Genomic DNA, 18943 nt, shown 5'->3' on the forward strand with positions numbered 1-18943 from the left:
CCTTTTAGTTATGCCGTCATTGTAGACCTTGTGTGACCAACTGTTTGTTCGCAAGGACACATAAGGAATCTCGTCGCAATCTCACCACAGCTTGCCCAAGGGCACGACCAGCCCGCTGAACAGCGACCAGTCCGGCGACGCCGCCGTCAAGCCGCGCGCCATGCCGATGTCGATGGCCAGCCGTGGCGTGGGGCTGTAAGTGGCCGCCAGCAGCAACTGCGCCGTGGCCGGCGCGCCGCGCAAACGCGTGCCCGACACTTCCGCCGTGGCGCCCCAGCGTTCACTGACGGGTGTGGAAAAGGAAGTGGCCCAGCCCGCTTGCACCCTGCCCGTACCAGGGTCGGAGGCCCCCAGACGCGTGGCGTTCAGGTTGGCGTCCATGTGCACGGCGCCCAGGTCGCGGCTGACAATGCCGTTCAGCGACACGTCGCTCTTGCCGCTGCCGATGCTGTCCTTGGCCGTGGGTAACTTCCAGCCCAGTTCCAGGCCCAGCGCCGTGGCGCTGTCGAGCAAAAAGGCGCGCTTGAGCACGACGGTCGTGTCGCCCACGCCCGTCTCGCGCCGGCCCGCGTCATCGCGCGCGCGCACGAACCCCTCGCCTTCGAGCAGCACGCCCCATTCGGGCGTGAACGCCAGCTTGAACGCGTATGGCAGGCTGGCGCGGCGCGCATCATCCGTTTTGGACAGCAAGCCGCCGGCCTCGAATTCCAGCTGGCCTGGCACGGGCAGCTGGGCGGGACTGGCCACGGAAGGCCGGTAAGGCAGGACGGGATCTCCCTGCTGCGCCTGCGCCAATGGCGCCAGCGAGACCAGCAACAAGGAGCAACATAACAGCGGCAGGGATGGAAACGGCATGGAAGACCCGGAAGTGGCAAACGCGCAATAGCGACAGCCTACCACCACCGCGCCGATTGCGCCCGAACCCGCCCCATTTCAGGCCAGGCGCCGCACGCCCTGCCTGGTGGCGGGCGCCGGCCGGCGCAGCGGCGTGACATTGCTGGCCGGCGCCACGGCCAGCTGTTGCGCCTGGGCATGCAGGCGGAACACGCCGACCAGTTCCGTCAGGATCTGCGCCTGGTCTTGCAGCGATTCGGCGGCGGCCGCCGCCTCTTCCACCAAGGCCGCGTTCTGCTGCGTCACCTGGTCCATTTGCAGGACGGCCTGGTTGACTTGCTCGATGCCGGCGCTCTGTTCGGCGCTGGCGGCCGTGATTTCCTGCATGATGTCGGCCACCTGGCGCACGCTGGCGACCACTTCATCCATCGTCTTGCCCGCGTCATGCACGAGCCTGGAACCGATTTCCACCTGCTCGACGGAGTCGCCGATCAGGGTCTTGATTTCCTTGGCGGCACTGGCAGAACGTTGCGCCAGGTTGCGCACTTCGGCCGCCACGACGGCGAAACCGCGCCCCTCCTCGCCCGCCCGGGCCGCTTCCACTGCTGCGTTCAAGGCGAGGATATTCGTCTGGAAGGCGATGCTGTCGATGACGCTGATGATGTCGACGATCTTGCGCGAGGAGGCATTGATCGAATCCATCGTCTGCACCACCTGCCCCACCACGGCGCCGCCCTTGCCGGCCACATCGGATGCGGCGCCGGCCAGCGCATTGGCCTGGCGCGCGTTATCCGCATTCTGCCGCACGGCCGAGGTCAGCTGCTCCATCGACGATGCCGTCTCTTCCAGCGAACTGGCCTGTTCTTCCGTGCGCGATGACAGGTCGAGATTGCCCTGGGCAATTTCACTGGAGGCCGTATGGATGGTGTCCGTACCCGCACGCACCTGGCTGACGATGCCCACCAGCTTGTCGCGCATGGCTTTCATGGCAAACAGCAGGCTGGTGCTGTCATGGCTGGCCGTGCGGATATCGATGGTCAGGTCGCCCTCGGCGATGGCGCCCGCGATCCTGACGGCATACGCCGGTTCGCCGCCGAGCTGGCGCGTCAGTCCGCGCGTGATCAGCGCGCCCAGCGCCAGGCCGGCCGCCATGCTGCCCAGCACCAGCGCGATCATGAAGCTGCGGCTGGCCTGGAACACGCCGGACGCCTGCTCGGCCGCCGCCTTGGCGCGCTCTTCTTTCTGCAGCGACAATTTATCCAGCACATCGTCGAGCTCATCAGCATGCTGGCGCGTCTTGGCCATCAGCGCGGTCAGCTGCGCACTGCGTTGCGCCAGCGGCTCGGCCGCGGCCAGCGCCAGCGACTGCTGCAGGGTGCTCACATATTCGGTTTCAACGGTGGCGAAGCGGGCAAACAGCTCCTTGGCGGCCGGCGTGACGAACAGCGGCCGCGCCTTGGCCAGGTTGCTCTTGTTCTCTTCCAGGTATTTGGCGATGTCGGCCTGGCGTCCCGCGCGCTCTTCGCTGGTGGTCGCCAGCAGAAAATTGCTGCGCGCGCGGCCCACCTTGATCAGGGCGATATTGGCTTCCTTGATGTACGACAGGCCCAGCAACTCATTGTTGTACATCTGCCCCGCCATGGTGTCGATCTTGCCCATGTTGAAGATGCCGATGCCGGCCACGATGGCCCCCATCAGCGCCACGCAAAAGAAGGCCGCGAGCAGGCGCGTCCCCACCTTCATTTGATTCAACATGTTTCCTCCCAGGCAAGATGGTAGCCAATAATTCAAGCGTATGACTTGAATATAAGGAAAAAACAGTCACTAAAATGCTCGAATTGTCACTAACCAACAATTCCTTGATTGTAAGCAACATGCCCCGGGGCTTGCCGTGCTAGCAAGCCCCGGGGGAGGCGTCAATGCCCGCTGTGCCCGCCTGGTTTGCGCACCGTCATCTCGACGCCGCCTTGCGCCGCCGCTTTGCCTGTACCCTGCCCGCGCACCGGTTCCGGCAAGGCGCCCGTCCATTCATAGGCCAGCGTGCCGGCCGGATGCTTGTACCAGCCCGGATCGCGGTAATCGCCCGGTTTCTGCTCCTTGCGTACCTTGACCGTGGTAAACATGCCGCCCATGCCGATGGCGCCGAACGGGCCGTCGCCGGCCATCATCGGCAAGGTATTGTCGGGAATCGGCATCTGCATGTCGCCCATGTCGGCCATGCCCCGCTCGCCCATCACCATGTAGCCGGGCACGAGCTGGTTGATCTTCGCCGCCACGCCCTGATGGTCGACGCCGATCATGGTCGGCACGTCGTGCCCCATGGCATTCATCGTGTGGTGCGACTTGTGGCAGTGGAAAGCCCAGTCGCCGAGGTCCGTTGCGGTAAACTCCACGGCGCGCATCTGGCCCACGGCCACGTCCGTGGTGACTTCGGGCCAGCGCGATTCGGGGCGCGTCCAGCCGCCATCCGTGCCCGTCACCTCGAATTCATGGCCATGCATGTGGATCGGGTGGTTGGTCATGGTCAGGTTGCCCACGCGCACGCGCACCTTGTCGCCCTGGCGCACGACCATGGGGGCTATGCCGGGGAAGACGCGGCTGTTGAAGGTGAACAGATTGAAATCCGTCATGGTCATGATCTTCGGCGTGTAGCTGCCGGGATCGATGTCGTAATTGCTGAGCAGGAAGACGAAATCGCGGTCCACCTTCATGAAATTCGGGTCTTTCGGGTGCGTCACCCAAAAGCCCATCATGCCCATGGCCATCTGCGTCATTTCATCGGCATGCGGGTGGTACATGAAGGTGCCGGGCCGCTTGGCGACGAATTCATAGACAAAAGTCTTGCCGGGAGGAATGCCCGGCTGGGTCAGGCCCGTGACGCCATCCATGCCGTTGGGCAAGCGCTGGCCATGCCAGTGCACGCTCGTGTGTTCCGGCAATTTGTTGGTGACGAAGATGCGCACGCGGTCGCCCTCCACCACTTCAATCGTCGGCCCCGGCGACTGGCCGTTGTAGCCCCACAGATTGGCTTGCATGCCGGGTGCCAGTTCGCGCACGACGGGTTCGGCCACCAGATGAAATTCCTTGACGTTGTTGTTCATGCGCCAGGGTAAGGACCAACCGTTGAGGGTGACGACGGGGTTGTAGGGACGCCCGTTTGGCGGTGGCGGCGGCGCCTTGGTATCGGCACCGGCCATGCTGACGGCTTCCGGCAACGAGGCCGCACCGACTCGGCTGACGGCCGCGGCGCTGAGGGCGACGGCGCCCGCATTCATGAAAAAATTTCTACGTGTAATCATCATTATTCCTTCTCGGCTGGGCCGCTGCCATTGATGGCCGACTGCAAAGTTGTTTGGGCGATCCAGAAATCGCGCTGGGTCTCGATGGCGCCGTTCACGCTGGCGACCTGTTCGCGCGCGTCGGCCAGCAGCTCGAACACGCTGGCCAGCATGCCGTTGTAGCGCAGCAGCACTTCATGCGAGATCGTCTTGCGCAGCGGCACGACCTCATCGCGGTAGTGGCGCGCCAGGTCGTAAGCCGTGCGGTAGCTGGAATAGGCCTCGCGCACTTCGGAGCGGGCTTTGACAGCCGCGCCCGCCGTGCGCTGCAGCGATTGCTCGTACAGCGCTTGCGCCTTGGCATTGCGCGCCGAACCCCAGTCGAACAGGGGCAATTCCAAGGACACTTCGTAACCGTTTTCACGCGGCGCCTCGCTGCTGCTCTTGTTGGTATAGCCCACGTCGAGCACGTTGACGAATCCCGTCACTTTGGACAAGCCCAGCGCGCTGGCCGTGGCGTGCGCGTCGAGTTTCGCGCTTTGCACGTCGAGGCGCTGCTCCATCGCCTGCGCCTCGATATTGCCGGCGTCCACCGCCTGGGCCGGCAAGTCGGGCAGGCGCGGCGGCAAAGTAAAGCCGGTCTGCTTGCCCCACAGGCCCAGCAAGCGCGTCAGGTGCTCGCGCGTCACCAATGCCTGGTGGCGCGCGCGGGCCAGGTCGCTGACGGCGTCCGCATAAAACACTTGCTGGCGCGCCTGGTCGAGGCGGCTCCAGTTGCCCGCCTGCCGCAAGCGCGTGGCCAGTTCCGCGCCCGCCTCGGCCGACAGCAGCGCGCGCTGCATGAACTGTTCCGTCTGCACGGCGGCGACCGCATTGAAGTAGGCGCGGCGCGTGTCCGACGCCAGCTGCACGGCGCTGCTGGCCGCCTGCAGCTTGGCTTGCTCGAAGCGGCCCCGCTCGATGTTCACGCGCATCGGCATGGTCAAGAGGCCCGCCAGGTCGAAGCTGACGCCGCGGTCGATTTCATTGCCGTGGCTGCCGTGCGAGCGGCCAAACGACAGGCCGGGATTGCGCAAGCGCCCCGCCTGCACCAGGTCCGCCTCGGACGCGCCCAGTTCGGCCAGCGCCACTTTCATGCCGTGATTGTTCATCAGGGCGATGCGCACGGCGCTGTCGGCGTCCAGGGGCTGGGCCAGCAATTGCGCCAGTTTTTCCTCGCCGCCCTCGCCGGCCAGCGCCGCGGGCGCGCCCGTGCGGACGTCGGCCAGCGTGGACACCGTCCGCATGCCGCCATCGGGGCTGAAGCTGGCGCAGCCACTGAGCAGCAGGACGGCCGCCAGCGCCAGCGGCGTGAGGCAAGTTGATTGTGTGAAACGTGCCATCTCAATGTCCTTCATGCTGGTGGTGCTGATGTTGCGGGGCGGGCTTGGCATCGGGCTTGGGGCCGGGTTTTTCCATCGGCATCTTGTGCCCTTCCATCTTGTGGCCATCCATCTTCATCATGCCCATGTGGCCGCCGGCCTTGCCGACTTTGTCGTTGACGGCGCGCCAGGTCTGGTCGGGCGTGGCATCGTCCTCGGCGGCGGGACGGTAGCCGGCGAAGGCGGAACGATAGGTGGTGGCCGGCACGGACGCTTGCGCCTCTTGCGGGGCGGGCTTGGGCTGGGACTGAGCGGCGGCGGCCAGCGGCAGTACAGCCAGCGCGAGGCTGAATAATTGTTTCATGGTATTCCTTGAATGACAGAGTATGGCGCGGCGGGCGCGCAGGTGGAACGTGAAGGCGCGGCGAGCACGGCCGCGATGGACGTGCAAGGACCGCACCGCCAGGTTCAACGGGCGGTCAGGCGGAGTGCGTGCTTCTCGGGGGACGTTCGGGACCAGGCGGGATATGCCCGGCGAACAGGGAATCGGGCGCCAGCGCCGGTGGCGGCGCGCGCAGGGTCAGGGCGCGCAAGGCGGGCATGCCGGGCGGCGCCGTGGCGCCCACGGTGCAGGCACCATGGTTGCTGCAATCGTGGCCATGCTGCATGGCGCCGCCATCGTCCATGCCCATTGTCATCGGCTGGTCCGCCATGTGCATGCCGGCCATGTCGCTCATGTCATGGCACTGGGGTGCCTGAATTGCCTCGACGGCGAGCGTGACCGCGACTGCCAGCTCGTCCACGCAGCAGCTGCGCATGGCCGACGCAAAGCCCTGCATGGGCAGCGTGACGGCCAGCAGCCAGAGCAGCGAGCGGGCGAGTGAGCGGAAAAAGGCACGGTTCATGGCAGGACTATAAACCTTCCCACGCGAGGAAGGTCAAGTCTCTATTTGCGCACATAGCCGTGCGTCAGCCAGATGACGTACACGCCATAATATCCCTGCCCTTCGAACAGGGCCTGGCCATCGGCAAAAGTCACTTTCTGCACTTCATTGATGGTGAAATACGCTCGGCCATCGGCCGCCTCGATGTCGCCCCAATGGCGCGCGCGCGGTGGCCGGTAGCCGCTGGCGCGCCCAATGGCGGCCAGCAGGTCGCAGATCATGAAGTCGAGCAACATATCGGCCAGCAGCGGCCGGTGCCCCGCCAGCATGGCAGTGATGTCGGGGTAGCCCGCTTCCTTGAGTTCGGGCAAGTCGCTTTCCTCGCACTGCAAGTCGTCTTCACGGCAAGTCTGGATAAAACTGTTGAACGGCTCGTCGAGCAGGCCCGCCAGCGCCGCTTCCGGCACGCTCAGGCGGAACGGGTGCAGCGGCAGCGCGCAGCGCTGGCCATAGTTGAGTTCGCGGCAGCCGAGCAAGGCCAGCGGGTGCGGCTGGCCACCGACCTCGCAGCCGATACCCGTCAGCTGCCCATCCCCGCTGCCCGCATCAGCAGGCGCATCGCCCACGCGGCCAGGCCCAGGGTGGTCACGCTGACCAGCCAGATGCCGGCCAGCCACGCCAGTCGTTTCCGCCATGATTGTTGTCCCTGTTCAAATTGTTTCATCAGTGATAGCCATCTTCCGGCAAGACTTTGCCACGAAACACATAATATGACCACACCGTATACATCAGGATCACGGGGATGATGAACAGCGCGCCCACCAGGGTAAAACCCTGGCTTTGCGGCGGCGACGACGCCTCCCATATCGATACCGACGGCGGGATAATGTTGGGCCACACGCTGATGCCCAGGCCGCTGTAGCCGAGAAAGATCAGCGCCAGGGTCAGCAGGAAAGGCGCCGTCTGGCGCCCGCGCCGCAGGGAGCGCAGCAGCAGCCAGCTGGCACCCGTCACCAGCAGCGGCACGGGCAGGAAGCAGAACAGTTGCGGCAGCGCGAACCAGCGCGCGGCGATGGCCGGATCGACCAGCGGCGTCCAGGCGCTGATGATAGCGATCACGCCCAGCAGCAGCCACACCAGCGTGCGCGTGATGCGGCCCGCGCGCGCCTGCAGGCTGCCCTGCGTCTTCATGATCAGCCAGGTGCTGCCCAGCAAGGCATACGCCACCACCAGCCCCGCACCCGTGAACAGCGAGAACGGCGTAAGCCAGTCCAGCGCGCCGCCCGCATAGCTGCGGTTGACGACCTGCATGCCCTGGATATAGGCACCCAGGGTCACGCCCTGGAAAAAGGCGGCCGCCACCGAGCCGCCGATGAAGGCCTTGTCCCACACATGGCGCTCGTGCTCGCGCGCCTTGAAGCGGAACTCGAAGGCCACGCCGCGGAAGATCAGGCCCATCAGCATGAAGCTGAGCGGCAGGTAGCAGGCGCTGAGCACCACGGAATAGGCGAGCGGAAAGGCCGCCAGCAGGCCCGCGCCGCCCAGCACCAGCCAGGTTTCATTGCCATCCCAGACGGGCGCGACCGTATTCATCATCACGTCGCGCTCGCTCTTCTCGTGGAAAAACGGATACAGGATGCCGATGCCCAGGTCAAAGCCATCCATCACCACATACATCATGATGCTGAACAAGATAATAATGGCCCACAGTAGTGGCAGATCAATGCCCATGCGAATTTCCTCCTTGTGCTGCAGACAGTGGCCGCGCCGGTGTACGTTGCTGGCCCGGTCCGCCTTGCTCGACGCGCTCGCCTTCATGCGGCTGCGGCCCCACGCGGATCAAGCGCAGCAGGTAGCCGATGCCCGTGCCAAAGACGGCAAAATAGATGATGACAAAGAACACCAAGGTGATGCCCAGCTGGGTGGCGCCGTGCGCCGAGACGGCGTCTTGCGTGCGCAGCAAGCCGTGCACGGTCCACGGCTGGCGGCCGACCTCCGTCGTGTACCAGCCGGCCAGCATGGCCACCAGCCCGCTGGGGCCCATCCACAAGGCGCAGCGCAGGAACAGGCGCGAGCGCCACAGGGTGCCGCGCCAGCGCAGCCACGCACTCCAGATGCCCAGCGCGATCATCAGCATGCCCAGCCCCGCCATGATGCGGAAAGACCAGAACACGACGGCGGAAGGCGGCCGGTCGCGCGGCGCGAATTCCTTCAAGGCGGGAATCGTGCCATTCCAGTCATGCGCGAGGATCAGGCCGCCCAGGCGCGGAATTTCCACCTTGTACAGGGTTTCCTCGCGCGCCATGTCGGGCCAGCCGAACAGGATCAGCGGCGTGCCCTCGTCGCCCTTGTTTTCCCAGTGGCCTTCCATGGCGGCCAGCTTGGCCGGCTGGTGCGCCAGCGTGTTCAAGCCATGCAGGTCGCCGATCACGGCCTGGATGGGCGCGACGATCAGCAGCATCGACAAGCCCATGCTCATCATCTTGCGGATGGCCGCGTTGTCGTTACCGCGCAGCAAGTGCCAGGCGGCCGATGCCACCACCAGCAGGGCCGTGGCGAGGAAGGCGGCCACGCTCATGTGCAGCAGCCGGTACGGGAACGAGGGATTGAAGATGACGGCCAGCCAGTCCACGGGCACGACCCTGCCGTCGATGATTTCATGGCCTTGCGGCGTCTGCATCCAGCTATTCGAGGCGATGATCCACGTGGCGGAAATCAAGGTGCCCAGCGCCACCATGGCCGTGGCGAACATGTGCAGGCCTGGCCCCACGCGGTGCCAGCCGAACAGCATCACGCCGAGGAAGCCCGCCTCCAGGAAGAAGGCCGTCAGCACTTCATAGGCCAGCAGCGGGCCCGTGATGCTGCCCGCGTAATCGGAAAAGAAACTCCAGTTGGTGCCGAACTGGTAAGCCATGACGAGGCCGGAAACGACGCCCATGCCGAAATTGACGGCGAAAATCTTCGACCAGAAGTGGTACAGGTCGCGGTATACGCCCTCCTGCGTGCGCAGCCACGCCGCCTCCAGCACCGTCAGGTAACTGGCCAGGCCGATGGTGATGGCAGGAAAAATGATGTGAAACGAGATGGTGAAGCCGAACTGGACGCGCGCCAGTTCCAGTGCAGTGAGCCCTAGCATATAACAGCCTTCCCGACGCCTTGCGTCTGTGTTTTACCCAGGCCTCCACTCTAGGCTTTGCCGGCAAAACATAACAGACTCAGAAATCAGAGAAAACATAGGATCAGTTTGACGTTTTCCGAATGACAAGGTCAATCTGAGCCGGCGCAAAAACGCCTCAGGCAGGCTCGGCGAGGCCCACGCGGTTGCGGCCGTTTTCCTTGGCCACGTACAGGGCCGCGTCGGCCGCCAGCAGCACGGCGTCCGCACCGAGCACCTTGCCCGCCCCCTGTTCCGACGACACGACACCCAGCGACACCGTGACGGGACCGGCGCCGGGGATCTCGGCGGCGGCCACCCGGGAGCGCAGGCGCTCGGCCACCTGCAGCGCCACGTCGAGGTCGGCATCGGGCAGCAGCATGATGAATTCATCGCCGCCATTGCGGCACAGCACGTCGGCATCGCGCGAGCAGGCGCGCATCAGTTGCGCCAGGCGCAGGATGACTTCATCGCCCACCGCATGGCCCCACTGGTCATTGACTTGCTTGAAATGGTCGATGTCGATGGCGATGACGGAAAACGGCCGCGCCTGCGCCTGCCAGGCATCGAGCGCCGCCGCCATGCCGCGCCGGTTCGACAGTCCCGTCAGCGGGTCCGTCTGCACGTCGAATTTCAGCTTGCCGATCTTTTGCTGCAGCAAGGACATGCCCACCAGCAAGGCGCGCTTGATCTGCGCCGCTTCCAGATACCAGGCGCGGATGCCGCCGATGCGCTCGGACATGCCGGGCGCGTCCATGCGGCTGGCGCTTTCGGCCAGTTGCACCAGGGGCCGTGAAATGAGGCGCGCCAGCCACCAGATGAACGGCAGGCTGAGCAAGGCAATGGGCAAGGAATGCCACAGGGTGCTGAGCATCAGCTGGTTCAGCGGCGCCAAAGTGGCGGCCGTGGGCCGCTGGGCCACGATGCCCCAGCCCGTTGACGGCAGCACGGCATAGCCGGCCAGCATGTCCGTGCCCCGGCTGTTGACGGTGCTGCCGCTGCCGCTTTCCTGGCGCAGGATGGCGTCGATCACGGTATTCCTGCCGGCCACTTCGCCGACCCGCAAAGGATCGGGGTGGTACAGCAGGCGCCGGCTCTGGTCGACCACATATAAATACGAACCATCGCGGTAGTAATGCTGTCCCAGCAAGGTAAACAGGATGTTTTTCTGCTTCAGGTAAATCGAACCGCCCACATAGCCCAGATAGCGTCCGCCGTGATCGAACACGGGATGGGAAATGAAGACCACCAGGTTGCCCACCGACGACATATACGGCCGGGTGATCAGCGGGCGGCGTTCGCGCAGCGCCAGGCGCGCCCCTTCCGAAGCCAGTTGGCTGTTCTGCAGGGCCAGCGTCTCGGGCGACACGCCCAGCACCTTGCCCTGCGCATCGACGATCAGGACGGAATTGAAGCTGTTGGTCTGCCCGCGCAAGCGTTCGACTTCCATCTTGAGGGCAGCCGGATCGTCAAAATGCCGGGGCAGCTGTTCGGCGCTGTAGGCCAGCTGCTGGCGCGTCGCCAGCAGGAAGTTTTCCGTGCTGCTGGCCAGTTTCAGCGCATACGCGTAGTTCGCCTCCAGGGTCGTATCGATCAGCAACTGGCGCTGCACCTGATACGTGGCATAAAAGCTGTTAGCCAGGGAGATCACGGCGCTGGTAAACGCCACCAGCACGATCAGACGGCGCAGATTGATGCGCAACAGAGGTTGCGCCACAGGTTGAAGCGGCATGGAGGGGACGGGGCAGCGTAGGAATGCGCCTGAAAAAAACGCCCATTATACATGTCCATACAGCAACAAAGTGCCATGAACAACGGTTTATTGCCCCATTTGTCCCCACCCGACAAGCCTGGGCCATTCAGGCATGCACGGCGTGCTTGCGTACCCAGTCCGCGTAGCGCTGCATCCAGCCCTGGAAGAAACCCAGGCTGGCCGGACCGATGCCGCCATGCTCGTCGAACAGGCCATCCTTGGCCTGGATGAACATCTCGGGCTGGTTCAGCAGCGGCACGTCCAGGTAAGCGAGCACATTGCGCAAATGCTGCTGCGCCAGCGCCGTGCCCGTGGCGCCGACGGACACGCCCAGCACGGCGCCCGGCTTGCCGCCCCACACGCTCTGGCCATACGGACGCGAACCGTGGTCGAGGGCGTTTTTCAGCACACCGGGGATCGAGCGGTTGTATTCGGGCGTCAGGAACAGCAAGGCTTGCGAGGCAGCGATTTCCGATTTCAGGCGCAACACCTGTTCGGCCTGCGCGCCATCGTCATCCTGGTTGTACAGCGGCAAGTCGCCGATCTCAATGTGCTTGAAGGAAAACTCGGGCGGCGCCAGCTTGATGATGGCGTCGGCCAGCTTGCGGTTGAAGGAATCCTTGCGCAGGCTGCCGACGATGATTGCGACTTGATATTGGCTCATGAAAATCCCCGATGATGGTTGAAAAAAAGCCCTGAGGTGCGATGCACGTCAGGGCTATCTTGCCACACAATCATCGGTTTTGCGCTGCCTTAGCGTGCGAAACCAGCGCACCTGAAAAAATGCTCAGGGCTAGGCGCCTTGCCGAAGACAGTACGAATGTACGGCAAGGCAAGGCAACAACGCCATGGGCGTTTTGGCAGGTGCGCTAACGTGCCAATCCCTGGTATTCGCGATAATAGCGCCCGCCCAGATTGGTCAATACCTCGTAGCCGATGGTATTGGCCATGGCCGCGACGGCATCGACCGGGTGTTCCGCGCAAATCAGGTCGACCAGGCTGCCCGGCACGACGCGCTCTTCGGCGATGGCGCTGACGTCCAGGGTGATGGAATCCATGGAAATAGCGCCGATCTGCGGCACTTTCACGCCATCGACGATGGCCAGGCCCTGGTTGCTCATGCTGCGCAGCCAGCCATCGGCATAGCCGACGGAAACAGTGGCCACCTGGCGCGGCTCGCTGGCCGTGTAGCGGCGGCTGTAGCCCACGTGGTCGCCGGCGGCGATCGTGCGCGTCTGCAGCACCTTGCCTTGCAGGCGCACCACGGAGCGCAGGGGATTCGGTTCGCCGCCCTGCGGCCCGATGCCGTACAGGGCCGCGCCTGGGCGCACCAGGTCGAAGTGATAGTCGGGCGACAAGAAGATGCCCGAGGAATTGGCCAGGCTGGCGCGGTACTGCGGCAAACGGGCGCGGATGGCGATGAAACGGGCCAGCTGCTCGCCATTCATGGGGTTGCTGCGCTCGTCGGCGCACGCCAGGTGGCTCATGAGGTAGCGTACGTTGATGCCATCGAGAAAGTGTGCATCCAGCAGCCAGGCGTCGATTTCCTGCGGCGACAGGCCCATGCGCGACATACCCGTGTCCACCTGCACGATGGCGTCCAGGGTTTTCCCCAATGCCTTGGCATGCGCGCGCCAGCCAGCCACCTGCGGCTCGCTGTTGAGCACTGGCGTCAAACCATGGGCCGTGAATTCGCCTTCCGTATCGACGGGCGGGCCGTGCAGCACGAAGATGGCCGCGTCCGGCGCCACGTGCGGGCGCAGGCTGATGCCCTCTTCCAGATGCGCCACAAAAAAGTGCCGGCAACCTTCTTCATACAGGGCCGCGCCCACTTGCGCGGCGCCCAGGCCATACGCGTCGGATTTGACGACGGCCGAGCAGGCAGCCGGGTGCGCCTTGTCGCGCAGCAAGCGGTAGTTGGCGCGCACGGCATCGAGGTCCACCGTCAGGATGGCGCCGCTACGTTCCTTTGGAGGCATGCTGGCCGCCATCTCAGGCTCCCGCGTATTGCAGTTTGCCCTGGCCCTGCGCGCCGCTGTAGCGGCTGACGGACAGGTCGTCGGCCAAAATCGCCGGCTTTTTCGACGACATCAGGTCGGCCAGCAATTGCGCCGAGCCGCAGGACATGGTCCAGCCCAGGGTGCCGTGGCCCGTGTTGAGGAACAGGTTGCGCAGCGGCGTGCGGCCGACGATCGGCGTGCCGTCCGGCGTCATCGGGCGCAAGCCCGTCCAGAAAGTCGCTTCCGCCGTGTTGCCGCCGCCGGGGAACAGGTCGTTGACGACCATTTCCAGGGTTTCGCGGCGGCGCGGGTTCAGGTTCAGGTTGTAGCCGGCGATTTCCGCCATGCCGCCCACGCGGATGCGGTCGTCGAAACGGGTCACGGCAATTTTGTAGGTTTCATCGAGGATGGTCGACACGGGCGCCTTGGCCGCGTTGACGATAGGCACGGTGATCGAATAGCCCTTCAATGGATACACGGGAATATCGAGCAATGGCTTCATGAAACCCGTCGAGTAGGAACCGAGCGCCACCACATAGGAATCGGCCTTGACGATTTCCGCGCCGCACTGCACGCCAGCGATGTCGTCGCCCTGCGTCAGCAAGGCATCGATGGACACGCCATAGCGGAACTTCACGCCCAGCGCCTCGGCCATTTCCGACAGGCGCGTTGTAAACAGCTGGCAATCGCCCGTTTCATCGTTGGGCAGGCGCAGGCCGCCGAACAGTTTATCCTTGACCGCTTCCAGGGCCGGCTCGGCGCGCGACAGCTCGTTGCGCTGCAGTACTTCATACGGCACACCAGCGTCTTTCAACACTTCGATATCCTTGGCGGCGTCGTTGTATTGCTTTTCGGTGCGGAACAATTGCATCGTGCCTTGCTGGCGGCCTTCATAGGTGATGCCGGCCTCGGCGCGCAGCACCTTGAAGCAGTCGCGGCTGTACTCGGCCAGGCGCACCATGCGTTCCTTGTTCACGGCATACGCTTCCGGTGTGCAATTACGCAACATCTGCCACATCCATTTGAGCTGGGCGGCGCTGCCGTCGAGCGAGATGGCCAGCGGCGCGTGGCGCTGCATCATCCACTTCACGGCTTTCAGGGGAATGCCGGGCGCAGCCCATGGCGAAGCGTAGCCGGGCGAGATCTGCCCCGCATTCGCGAAGCTGGTTTCCAGTGCCGGGCCTGGCTGGCGGTCGATGACGGTCACCTCATGTCCTGCCTTGGCCAGATAGTAAGCACTGGTGACGCCGATGACGCCGCTACCCAGAATCACGATACGCATAGTTTCCTCATTATATTTTTTAGGCTATTGCCAGATTAACCGCTATCATATTGGGAAAGAGCCAGTATTTGTTCACGTATAAATCGAGATATTCAGCAATAAATCATGAGAATCCTTAAAGAATCGGCACGTGGCCTCGACAAGCTGGATCGCCACATCCTGCGCATCCTGCAACAGGATGGCCGCATCTCGATGAAAGACCTCGGTGAACAGGTGGGACTGTCGATCACGCCCTGCATCGAGCGGGTCAAGCGCATGGAGCGCGACGGCGTCATCACGGGCTACCATGCCAAGGTGAACCCGGCCGCGCTGGGCGCCAAGCTGCTCGTCTTTGTAGAGATTACTCTCAATCAAAAGTCGGCGTCCGCCTTCGAACAATTCCGCCGCGAAGTGTTGCAAATTCCCGAAGTGCAGGAATGCCACCTGGTATCGGGCGACTTCGATTACCTGATCAAGGCGCGCATCCATGAAATGGCCGAGTACCGCAAACTGCTGGGCGACATGCTGCTGCAGCTGCCCGGCGCCGCGCAATCGAAAAGCTATGTGGTGATGGAAGAAATCAAGGAAACCCTGGCGCTCTCGACCGACGTATTGCAGAGCCGCTAAAGGTAGCACCAGCCAGCACCAAAGGCATCATTTTGTGCGCCTTTGTATAATCTTGTAGCACTTTGCCTGGTTCGCAAGCACACTCCTCTCCTGACATCACGCCCGTCCCCTCTGAGATTGGAAGCAGTGATGCACATTGGGAGTCCGTATGAACACATTGATAAAACTGGCAGCTTCCTGCCTCGCGGGCCTGGCCGTGGCCATGTGCACCGCCAGTGAATACAAAGTCAACCGCGCGCCCGACAATGGCGCCATCTATCAGAACATCAAGGTCGGCAAGACCACCCGCCTCGACCTCGACGCGGCCCTGGGCAATGCCACCGTCGTCAGCTTCGATCCCGGCTATGAAGTCTGGGTCTACAAGAACCAGCTGCAAACCCCCGCGGTAACGCGGCTACTCCCCCTGCTGGGCGAAAAAGGCACGCGCGAAGTGGCCGTCATGTTCGACCAGGCGGGTATCGTCAGGAAATTCCGGATACACGAGCCGCGCAAGTAGGCCGCGCAGGCACGCCACGGGGACGCGCCCGCCGCGTCCTCTTGTTCTACACTGGCGTTTTATGCTCCGGTGCCACCATGCAATTACCCGCAAGCCTCGCCCATATCACGACGGAACAAGACTGGCAACATACGACAGCGTATCCACCGCTCGGATTTATCCCGTTTGCCGAAGGCGCGCTGGGCAATGGCGACACCTTCGGCCTGTACTGGCCCATCGGGCGCGAAGCGAGCGAGCCCATCGTCGTCGAGACCTGGCACGACGAGTGGCGCCTCCAGCCGCACTTTTCCAGCCTGGCGGCCTTCCTGCAAGCCCACGCGGCAGCGGAAGACGAGTATGTCGGCACGCCATCGCTGGCCGACGACCCCGCCTCGCCGCGCGCCGCCTTCCTGGAAGCCAGGGAACAGATCGCGCAGCGCAACCCAGCGGCGGCCATCGCCCTGCTGGAAGCGGCGCTGGCCATCGTGCCCGAATATACGGACGCGCTGGTGCTGCTGCATGGCCAGTATGTGCGTGCGGGAAGAATCGATGCCGCCGTCAGGGTGGCCATCCAGGCCACCATCTCGCCGCCGTCCTTTGGCGGCCCGCCCCTGAAAGCCTTGCAATGGCTGCGCACGCAGGCGGTGCCGGACGGGGAACCTGACCCCATCTGGCGCACCTGCGGGCAGTTTTCGTTCCACTTTGGCGGCAGCAAGGAAAATGGGGATTACCCCGTGCTGCGGGCCGCCATCGACACTTATCTGGAACAAGGCAAGCATGTTGCTGCCTCGACCCTGATGCAGACGTATGCGGAACTGATGAGCGCGGAAACCGTGTCCTTCCAGGAACGCTACGCCTTCGAGCCAGCCGCTTACATTGCGCGGCAAATCGCCGTCAGCGCGCAGCTGCCGCAAGGCAGCCGCGACCCTGCCATGCTATGGTCAGGCGGCCTGGCCTGACTGCTGCCGGAACAGCTTGCGATACGCCGACGGCGACGTCTGCAAGTTGGCCCGGAAATGCTGGCGCAGCGACAACGCCGTGCCGAAACCGGCCTCTTGCGCCACGACATCGATCGAGGCCGCGCTCTTTTCCAGCATGCCTTGCGCATGCGCAAGACGCTGGTTCAGCAGCCATTGCTTGAAGGACGTACCCGTGGCCTGGCGGAAATGGCGCGTAAAGTTGCGCCGGCTCATGGCGGCCTGTTCGGCCAGTGCGTCGATGCTGTGCGCCTGGCCCAGGCTGGCCGTCACGCAGGCCAGCACCTCGGCAAAGCGCCCTTCGCTGCCGGACACGGGCAAGGGACGCGCGATGAATTGCGCCTGCCCGCCCTGGCGGTGCGGCGCCACCAGCAGGCGGCGCGCCACGCGGTTCGCCACCTCGGCGCCCGCCAGCTGGCGCAGCAGGTACAGACAGCAATCGAGGCCGGCCGCCACGCCGGCCGACGTCAGCACGGCGCCATCGTCCACGTACAGCACTTCCCGGTCCACCCTGACCCTGGGATAGCGGGCCGCCAGCCGGTCCGCCATGCCCCAGTGCGTGGCCGCGCTCTTGCCATCCAACAAGCCTGCCTGCGCCAGCGGAAACGCGCCCAGGCACAGGCCCACCATGCGCGCGCCGCGCCCACTGGCCGCCTGCAATGCCGCGACCAGCGGCGCCGCCGCATCGCGGCAATCGTCGTGCCAGGCCGGCATGATGACGATATCGGCGCCTTCCAGCCCTTCCAGGCCGAACTCGGGCGTGATGGAAAAGCCGGCCGCCGTGCGCAACGGTGCGGGATCGGCGGCGCACACGCGCACGTGGAAAGGCGGCAGATCGGCCTCGTCCGTCTGGGCGCCAAACACGAGGCAAGGCACGGACAGGTGAAACGGCGTCATGCCGTCGAAGGCGATCACGGCGATGCACAAGGGAGCGGCAAGGGCAAGAGTAGTAGTCATGGCCCGATTTTATCGCACATAGGCCTTCGGGCCACTTTTTATTTCAATCACGCGGCCTGAGAATGGCGTTATCGAGGAGCTGTTTCCCCTTTCAACCATTCAGGAGTCACGCATGTCCAACACTACCGCCCCGCGCCGCGCCTTGCTCGTCATCGATGTACAAAACGAATACTTCACGGGCGACATGCCCATCGAATATCCATCCGTCGACATTTCCCTGCCGAACATCGTCACCGCCATGGCCGCCGCCCGCGCCGCCGGCGTGCCCGTGATCGTCGTCCAGCACGACGCGCCGGAAGCCTCGCCCATCTTCGCCAGGGGCAGCGACGGCTGGCAGTTGCATCCGCAAGTGGCGTCCTTTGCCGCCGACCACCGCATCAACAAAAGCATGGGCAGCGCCTTTGCGGGCACGGACTTGCGCGCCTGGCTCGATAGCCACGGTATCGACACCCTGACGGTGATCGGCTACATGACGCACAACTGCGACGCGGCCACCATCTACCACGCCGCGCACGACGGCTTGCAAGTCGAGTTCCTGCAAGACGCCACCGGCACCCTGCCCTACGCCAACGCGGGCGGCACGGCCAGCGCCGAGGAAATCCACCGCGTCTTTTGCGCCGTCTTCCACTCGAACTTCGCCGCCGTCGCCAGCACGCAGGACTGGATCGAGGCAGTACGCGAAGGCAAGCCTCTGGAAATAGACAATATTTATCTGTCGAACCAGCGCGCGCGCAAGGCGCAGGCGAACTGACGCGGGTGGGAATGGGCGGGTATCATGCGTCCATTCCCTATTTGATGATGAGCGATGCGAAAATTAATTGTGCTGGGCTCAAGCGCTGTTGGCTTGTTCCTGCTGGCCACGGCGGCCCTGGTGCTGACGGGCCTGAACGACAAACTGGCCTCCGCCGACGTGATCGTCGTGCCCGGCAACACTATCCTGCCTGACGGCACGCCCAGCCCCCGCCTGCAGGCGCGGCTCGACGCGGCGCTGACACAGTTCCAGAAACACAGGGCGCCGCGCATCCTCGTCAGCGGGGCGACGGGCAAGGAAGGTTTTGACGAGGCCGCGTCCATGGCCCGCTACCTGCTCAAGCGCGGCGTGCCGGCTGGCGCCATCATCGAAGATAATCAAGGCTGGACGACGGAAGCCACGGCGCGCAACGCGGCGCAACTGATGCGCCAGCACGGCTGGCAGACGGCCATGGTCGCCACGCAGTATTTCCACGTGCCCCGCTTCCGCCTGGCGTTGCAACGGGCCGGCATCAGCGTGAGCGGCAACGTGCACGCGCCCTACTTCGAGCTGCGCGACCTGTATTCCGTGCCGCGCGAAACGGTGGGTTATGCCGTGTATTTCGCGCGGCCATAAATAGGCACTACTGCGA

The 18943-nt window shown here is 64.2% G+C and carries 20 protein-coding genes; 5 read left to right on the forward strand and 15 right to left on the reverse strand.

What is annotated here, in order from left to right; all coding sequences use genetic code 11:
- Positions 1-81: 81 nt before the first annotated feature.
- The 14 genes from CLU91_RS06890 to CLU91_RS06955 all read right to left on the reverse strand — a co-directional run bounded on the left by CLU91_RS06890 (position 82) and on the right by CLU91_RS06955 (position 14546).
- A complete protein-coding gene (locus CLU91_RS06890; protein WP_232730652.1) occupies positions 82-855 on the reverse strand; it encodes a transporter in 774 nt (257 codons plus the stop codon).
- A gap of 78 nt (positions 856-933) precedes the next feature.
- Positions 934-2589, reverse strand: coding sequence for a methyl-accepting chemotaxis protein (locus CLU91_RS28690; protein ID WP_100873564.1), 1656 nt, complete (start codon positions 2587-2589; stop codon positions 934-936).
- A gap of 161 nt (positions 2590-2750) precedes the next feature.
- Complete coding sequence (locus CLU91_RS06900) at positions 2751-4133, reverse strand: multicopper oxidase family protein (RefSeq protein WP_100873565.1); 1383 nt, start codon at positions 4131-4133, stop codon at positions 2751-2753.
- A gap of 2 nt (positions 4134-4135) precedes the next feature.
- Positions 4136-5494 (reverse strand): TolC family protein, encoded by a 1359-nt coding sequence (locus tag CLU91_RS06905; protein WP_232730653.1) that lies wholly within the window; start codon positions 5492-5494, stop codon positions 4136-4138.
- Between the two features lies 1 nt (position 5495).
- The gene (locus tag CLU91_RS06910; protein WP_100873567.1) at positions 5496-5837 is read right to left on the reverse strand and encodes a hypothetical protein; all 342 of its coding nucleotides are present in this window, start codon (positions 5835-5837) and stop codon (positions 5496-5498) included.
- A gap of 115 nt (positions 5838-5952) precedes the next feature.
- Positions 5953-6378 carry a hypothetical protein gene (locus CLU91_RS06915; RefSeq protein ID WP_100873568.1) on the reverse strand — a complete coding sequence of 142 codons (426 nt, stop codon included), beginning with the start codon at positions 6376-6378 and terminating at the stop codon, positions 5953-5955.
- Positions 6379-6419: 41 nt separating this feature from the next.
- On the reverse strand, positions 6420-6983 hold the full coding sequence (locus CLU91_RS28215) for a hypothetical protein (protein WP_198521269.1): 564 nt from the start codon (positions 6981-6983) through the stop codon (positions 6420-6422).
- Positions 6938-7081, reverse strand: coding sequence for a DUF2474 domain-containing protein (locus tag CLU91_RS28805; protein ID WP_100873570.1), 144 nt, complete (start codon positions 7079-7081; stop codon positions 6938-6940). Before CLU91_RS28805 ends, CLU91_RS28215 begins: the two co-directional genes overlap by 46 nt.
- Entirely contained in the window at positions 7081-8088 is a 1008-nt protein-coding gene (gene cydB / locus CLU91_RS06930) for a cytochrome d ubiquinol oxidase subunit II (RefSeq protein ID WP_100873571.1), read from the reverse strand. Before cydB ends, CLU91_RS28805 begins: the two co-directional genes overlap by 1 nt.
- Positions 8078-9493, reverse strand: a complete 1416-nt coding sequence (locus CLU91_RS06935; RefSeq protein WP_100873572.1) for a cytochrome ubiquinol oxidase subunit I — start codon at positions 9491-9493, stop codon at positions 8078-8080. The genes cydB and CLU91_RS06935 overlap by 11 nt, the downstream gene beginning before the upstream one ends.
- Before the next feature lie 157 nt (positions 9494-9650).
- Entirely contained in the window at positions 9651-11213 is a 1563-nt protein-coding gene (locus tag CLU91_RS06940) for a GGDEF domain-containing protein (RefSeq protein ID WP_332870884.1), read from the reverse strand.
- 157 nt (positions 11214-11370) lie between these two features.
- Complete coding sequence (locus tag CLU91_RS06945) at positions 11371-11928, reverse strand: NADPH-dependent FMN reductase (protein ID WP_100873574.1); 558 nt, start codon at positions 11926-11928, stop codon at positions 11371-11373.
- 205 nt (positions 11929-12133) lie between these two features.
- Positions 12134-13243, reverse strand: a complete 1110-nt coding sequence (gene alr, locus CLU91_RS06950; protein WP_232730654.1) for an alanine racemase — start codon at positions 13241-13243, stop codon at positions 12134-12136.
- Positions 13244-13256: 13 nt separating this feature from the next.
- Entirely contained in the window at positions 13257-14546 is a 1290-nt protein-coding gene (locus CLU91_RS06955; RefSeq protein WP_100873576.1) for a D-amino acid dehydrogenase, read from the reverse strand.
- A 105-nt stretch (positions 14547-14651) separates the two neighbouring features.
- Between CLU91_RS06955 and CLU91_RS06960 the strand changes: the two genes are divergently transcribed.
- From CLU91_RS06960 to CLU91_RS06970, 3 genes are all read left to right on the forward strand, one after another.
- Positions 14652-15152, forward strand: coding sequence for an Lrp/AsnC ligand binding domain-containing protein (locus CLU91_RS06960; protein WP_034754979.1), 501 nt, complete (start codon positions 14652-14654; stop codon positions 15150-15152).
- Between the two features lie 148 nt (positions 15153-15300).
- Positions 15301-15648: a hypothetical protein gene (locus CLU91_RS06965; protein ID WP_100873577.1), complete on the forward strand. Its 348-nt coding sequence runs from the start codon at positions 15301-15303 to the stop codon at positions 15646-15648.
- A gap of 77 nt (positions 15649-15725) precedes the next feature.
- A complete protein-coding gene (locus tag CLU91_RS06970) occupies positions 15726-16586 on the forward strand; it encodes a tetratricopeptide repeat protein (protein WP_100873578.1) in 861 nt (286 codons plus the stop codon).
- Here the strand turns inward: CLU91_RS06970 and CLU91_RS06975 are convergent.
- A complete protein-coding gene (locus CLU91_RS06975; RefSeq protein WP_442906597.1) occupies positions 16569-17531 on the reverse strand; it encodes a GlxA family transcriptional regulator in 963 nt (320 codons plus the stop codon). The genes CLU91_RS06970 and CLU91_RS06975 overlap by 18 nt on opposite strands.
- Before the next feature lie 142 nt (positions 17532-17673).
- Between CLU91_RS06975 and CLU91_RS06980 the strand changes: the two genes are divergently transcribed.
- A complete protein-coding gene (locus CLU91_RS06980; protein ID WP_100873580.1) occupies positions 17674-18312 on the forward strand; it encodes a cysteine hydrolase family protein in 639 nt (212 codons plus the stop codon).
- Between the two features lie 54 nt (positions 18313-18366).
- On the forward strand, positions 18367-18927 hold the full coding sequence (locus CLU91_RS06985; protein WP_232730655.1) for a YdcF family protein: 561 nt from the start codon (positions 18367-18369) through the stop codon (positions 18925-18927).
- Positions 18928-18943: the final 16 nt, after the last annotated feature.

This window comes from Janthinobacterium sp. 64, from assembly GCF_002813325.1.
Classification (GTDB): Bacteria; Pseudomonadota; Gammaproteobacteria; order Burkholderiales; family Burkholderiaceae_D; genus Janthinobacterium.

Bases quoted from the DNA above. Each gene is read 5' to 3' on its own strand.
- CLU91_RS06935 (WP_100873572.1), bottom strand. From the start codon at position 9,493: ATGCTAGGGCTCACTGCACTGGAACTGGCGCGCGTCCAGTTCGGCTTC.
- CLU91_RS06945 (WP_100873574.1), bottom strand. From the start codon at position 11,928: ATGAGCCAATATCAAGTCGCAATCATCGTCGGCAGCCTGCGCAAGGAT.
- CLU91_RS28690 (WP_100873564.1), bottom strand. From the start codon at position 2,589: ATGTTGAATCAAATGAAGGTGGGGACGCGCCTGCTCGCGGCCTTCTTT.
- CLU91_RS06970 (WP_100873578.1), top strand. From the start codon at position 15,726: ATGCAATTACCCGCAAGCCTCGCCCATATCACGACGGAACAAGACTGG.
- CLU91_RS06905 (WP_232730653.1), bottom strand. From the start codon at position 5,494: ATGGCACGTTTCACACAATCAACTTGCCTCACGCCGCTGGCGCTGGCG.
- CLU91_RS06955 (WP_100873576.1), bottom strand. From the start codon at position 14,546: ATGCGTATCGTGATTCTGGGTAGCGGCGTCATCGGCGTCACCAGTGCT.
- CLU91_RS06910 (WP_100873567.1), bottom strand. From the start codon at position 5,837: ATGAAACAATTATTCAGCCTCGCGCTGGCTGTACTGCCGCTGGCCGCC.
- cydB (WP_100873571.1), bottom strand. From the start codon at position 8,088: ATGGGCATTGATCTGCCACTACTGTGGGCCATTATTATCTTGTTCAGC.
- CLU91_RS06890 (WP_232730652.1), bottom strand. From the start codon at position 855: ATGCCGTTTCCATCCCTGCCGCTGTTATGTTGCTCCTTGTTGCTGGTC.
- CLU91_RS06965 (WP_100873577.1), top strand. From the start codon at position 15,301: ATGAACACATTGATAAAACTGGCAGCTTCCTGCCTCGCGGGCCTGGCC.
- alr (WP_232730654.1), bottom strand. From the start codon at position 13,243: ATGCCTCCAAAGGAACGTAGCGGCGCCATCCTGACGGTGGACCTCGAT.
- CLU91_RS06980 (WP_100873580.1), top strand. From the start codon at position 17,674: ATGTCCAACACTACCGCCCCGCGCCGCGCCTTGCTCGTCATCGATGTA.
- CLU91_RS06915 (WP_100873568.1), bottom strand. From the start codon at position 6,378: ATGAACCGTGCCTTTTTCCGCTCACTCGCCCGCTCGCTGCTCTGGCTG.
- CLU91_RS06900 (WP_100873565.1), bottom strand. From the start codon at position 4,133: ATGATTACACGTAGAAATTTTTTCATGAATGCGGGCGCCGTCGCCCTC.
- CLU91_RS06960 (WP_034754979.1), top strand. From the start codon at position 14,652: ATGAGAATCCTTAAAGAATCGGCACGTGGCCTCGACAAGCTGGATCGC.
- CLU91_RS28805 (WP_100873570.1), bottom strand. From the start codon at position 7,081: ATGAAACAATTTGAACAGGGACAACAATCATGGCGGAAACGACTGGCG.
- CLU91_RS06985 (WP_232730655.1), top strand. From the start codon at position 18,367: ATGCGAAAATTAATTGTGCTGGGCTCAAGCGCTGTTGGCTTGTTCCTG.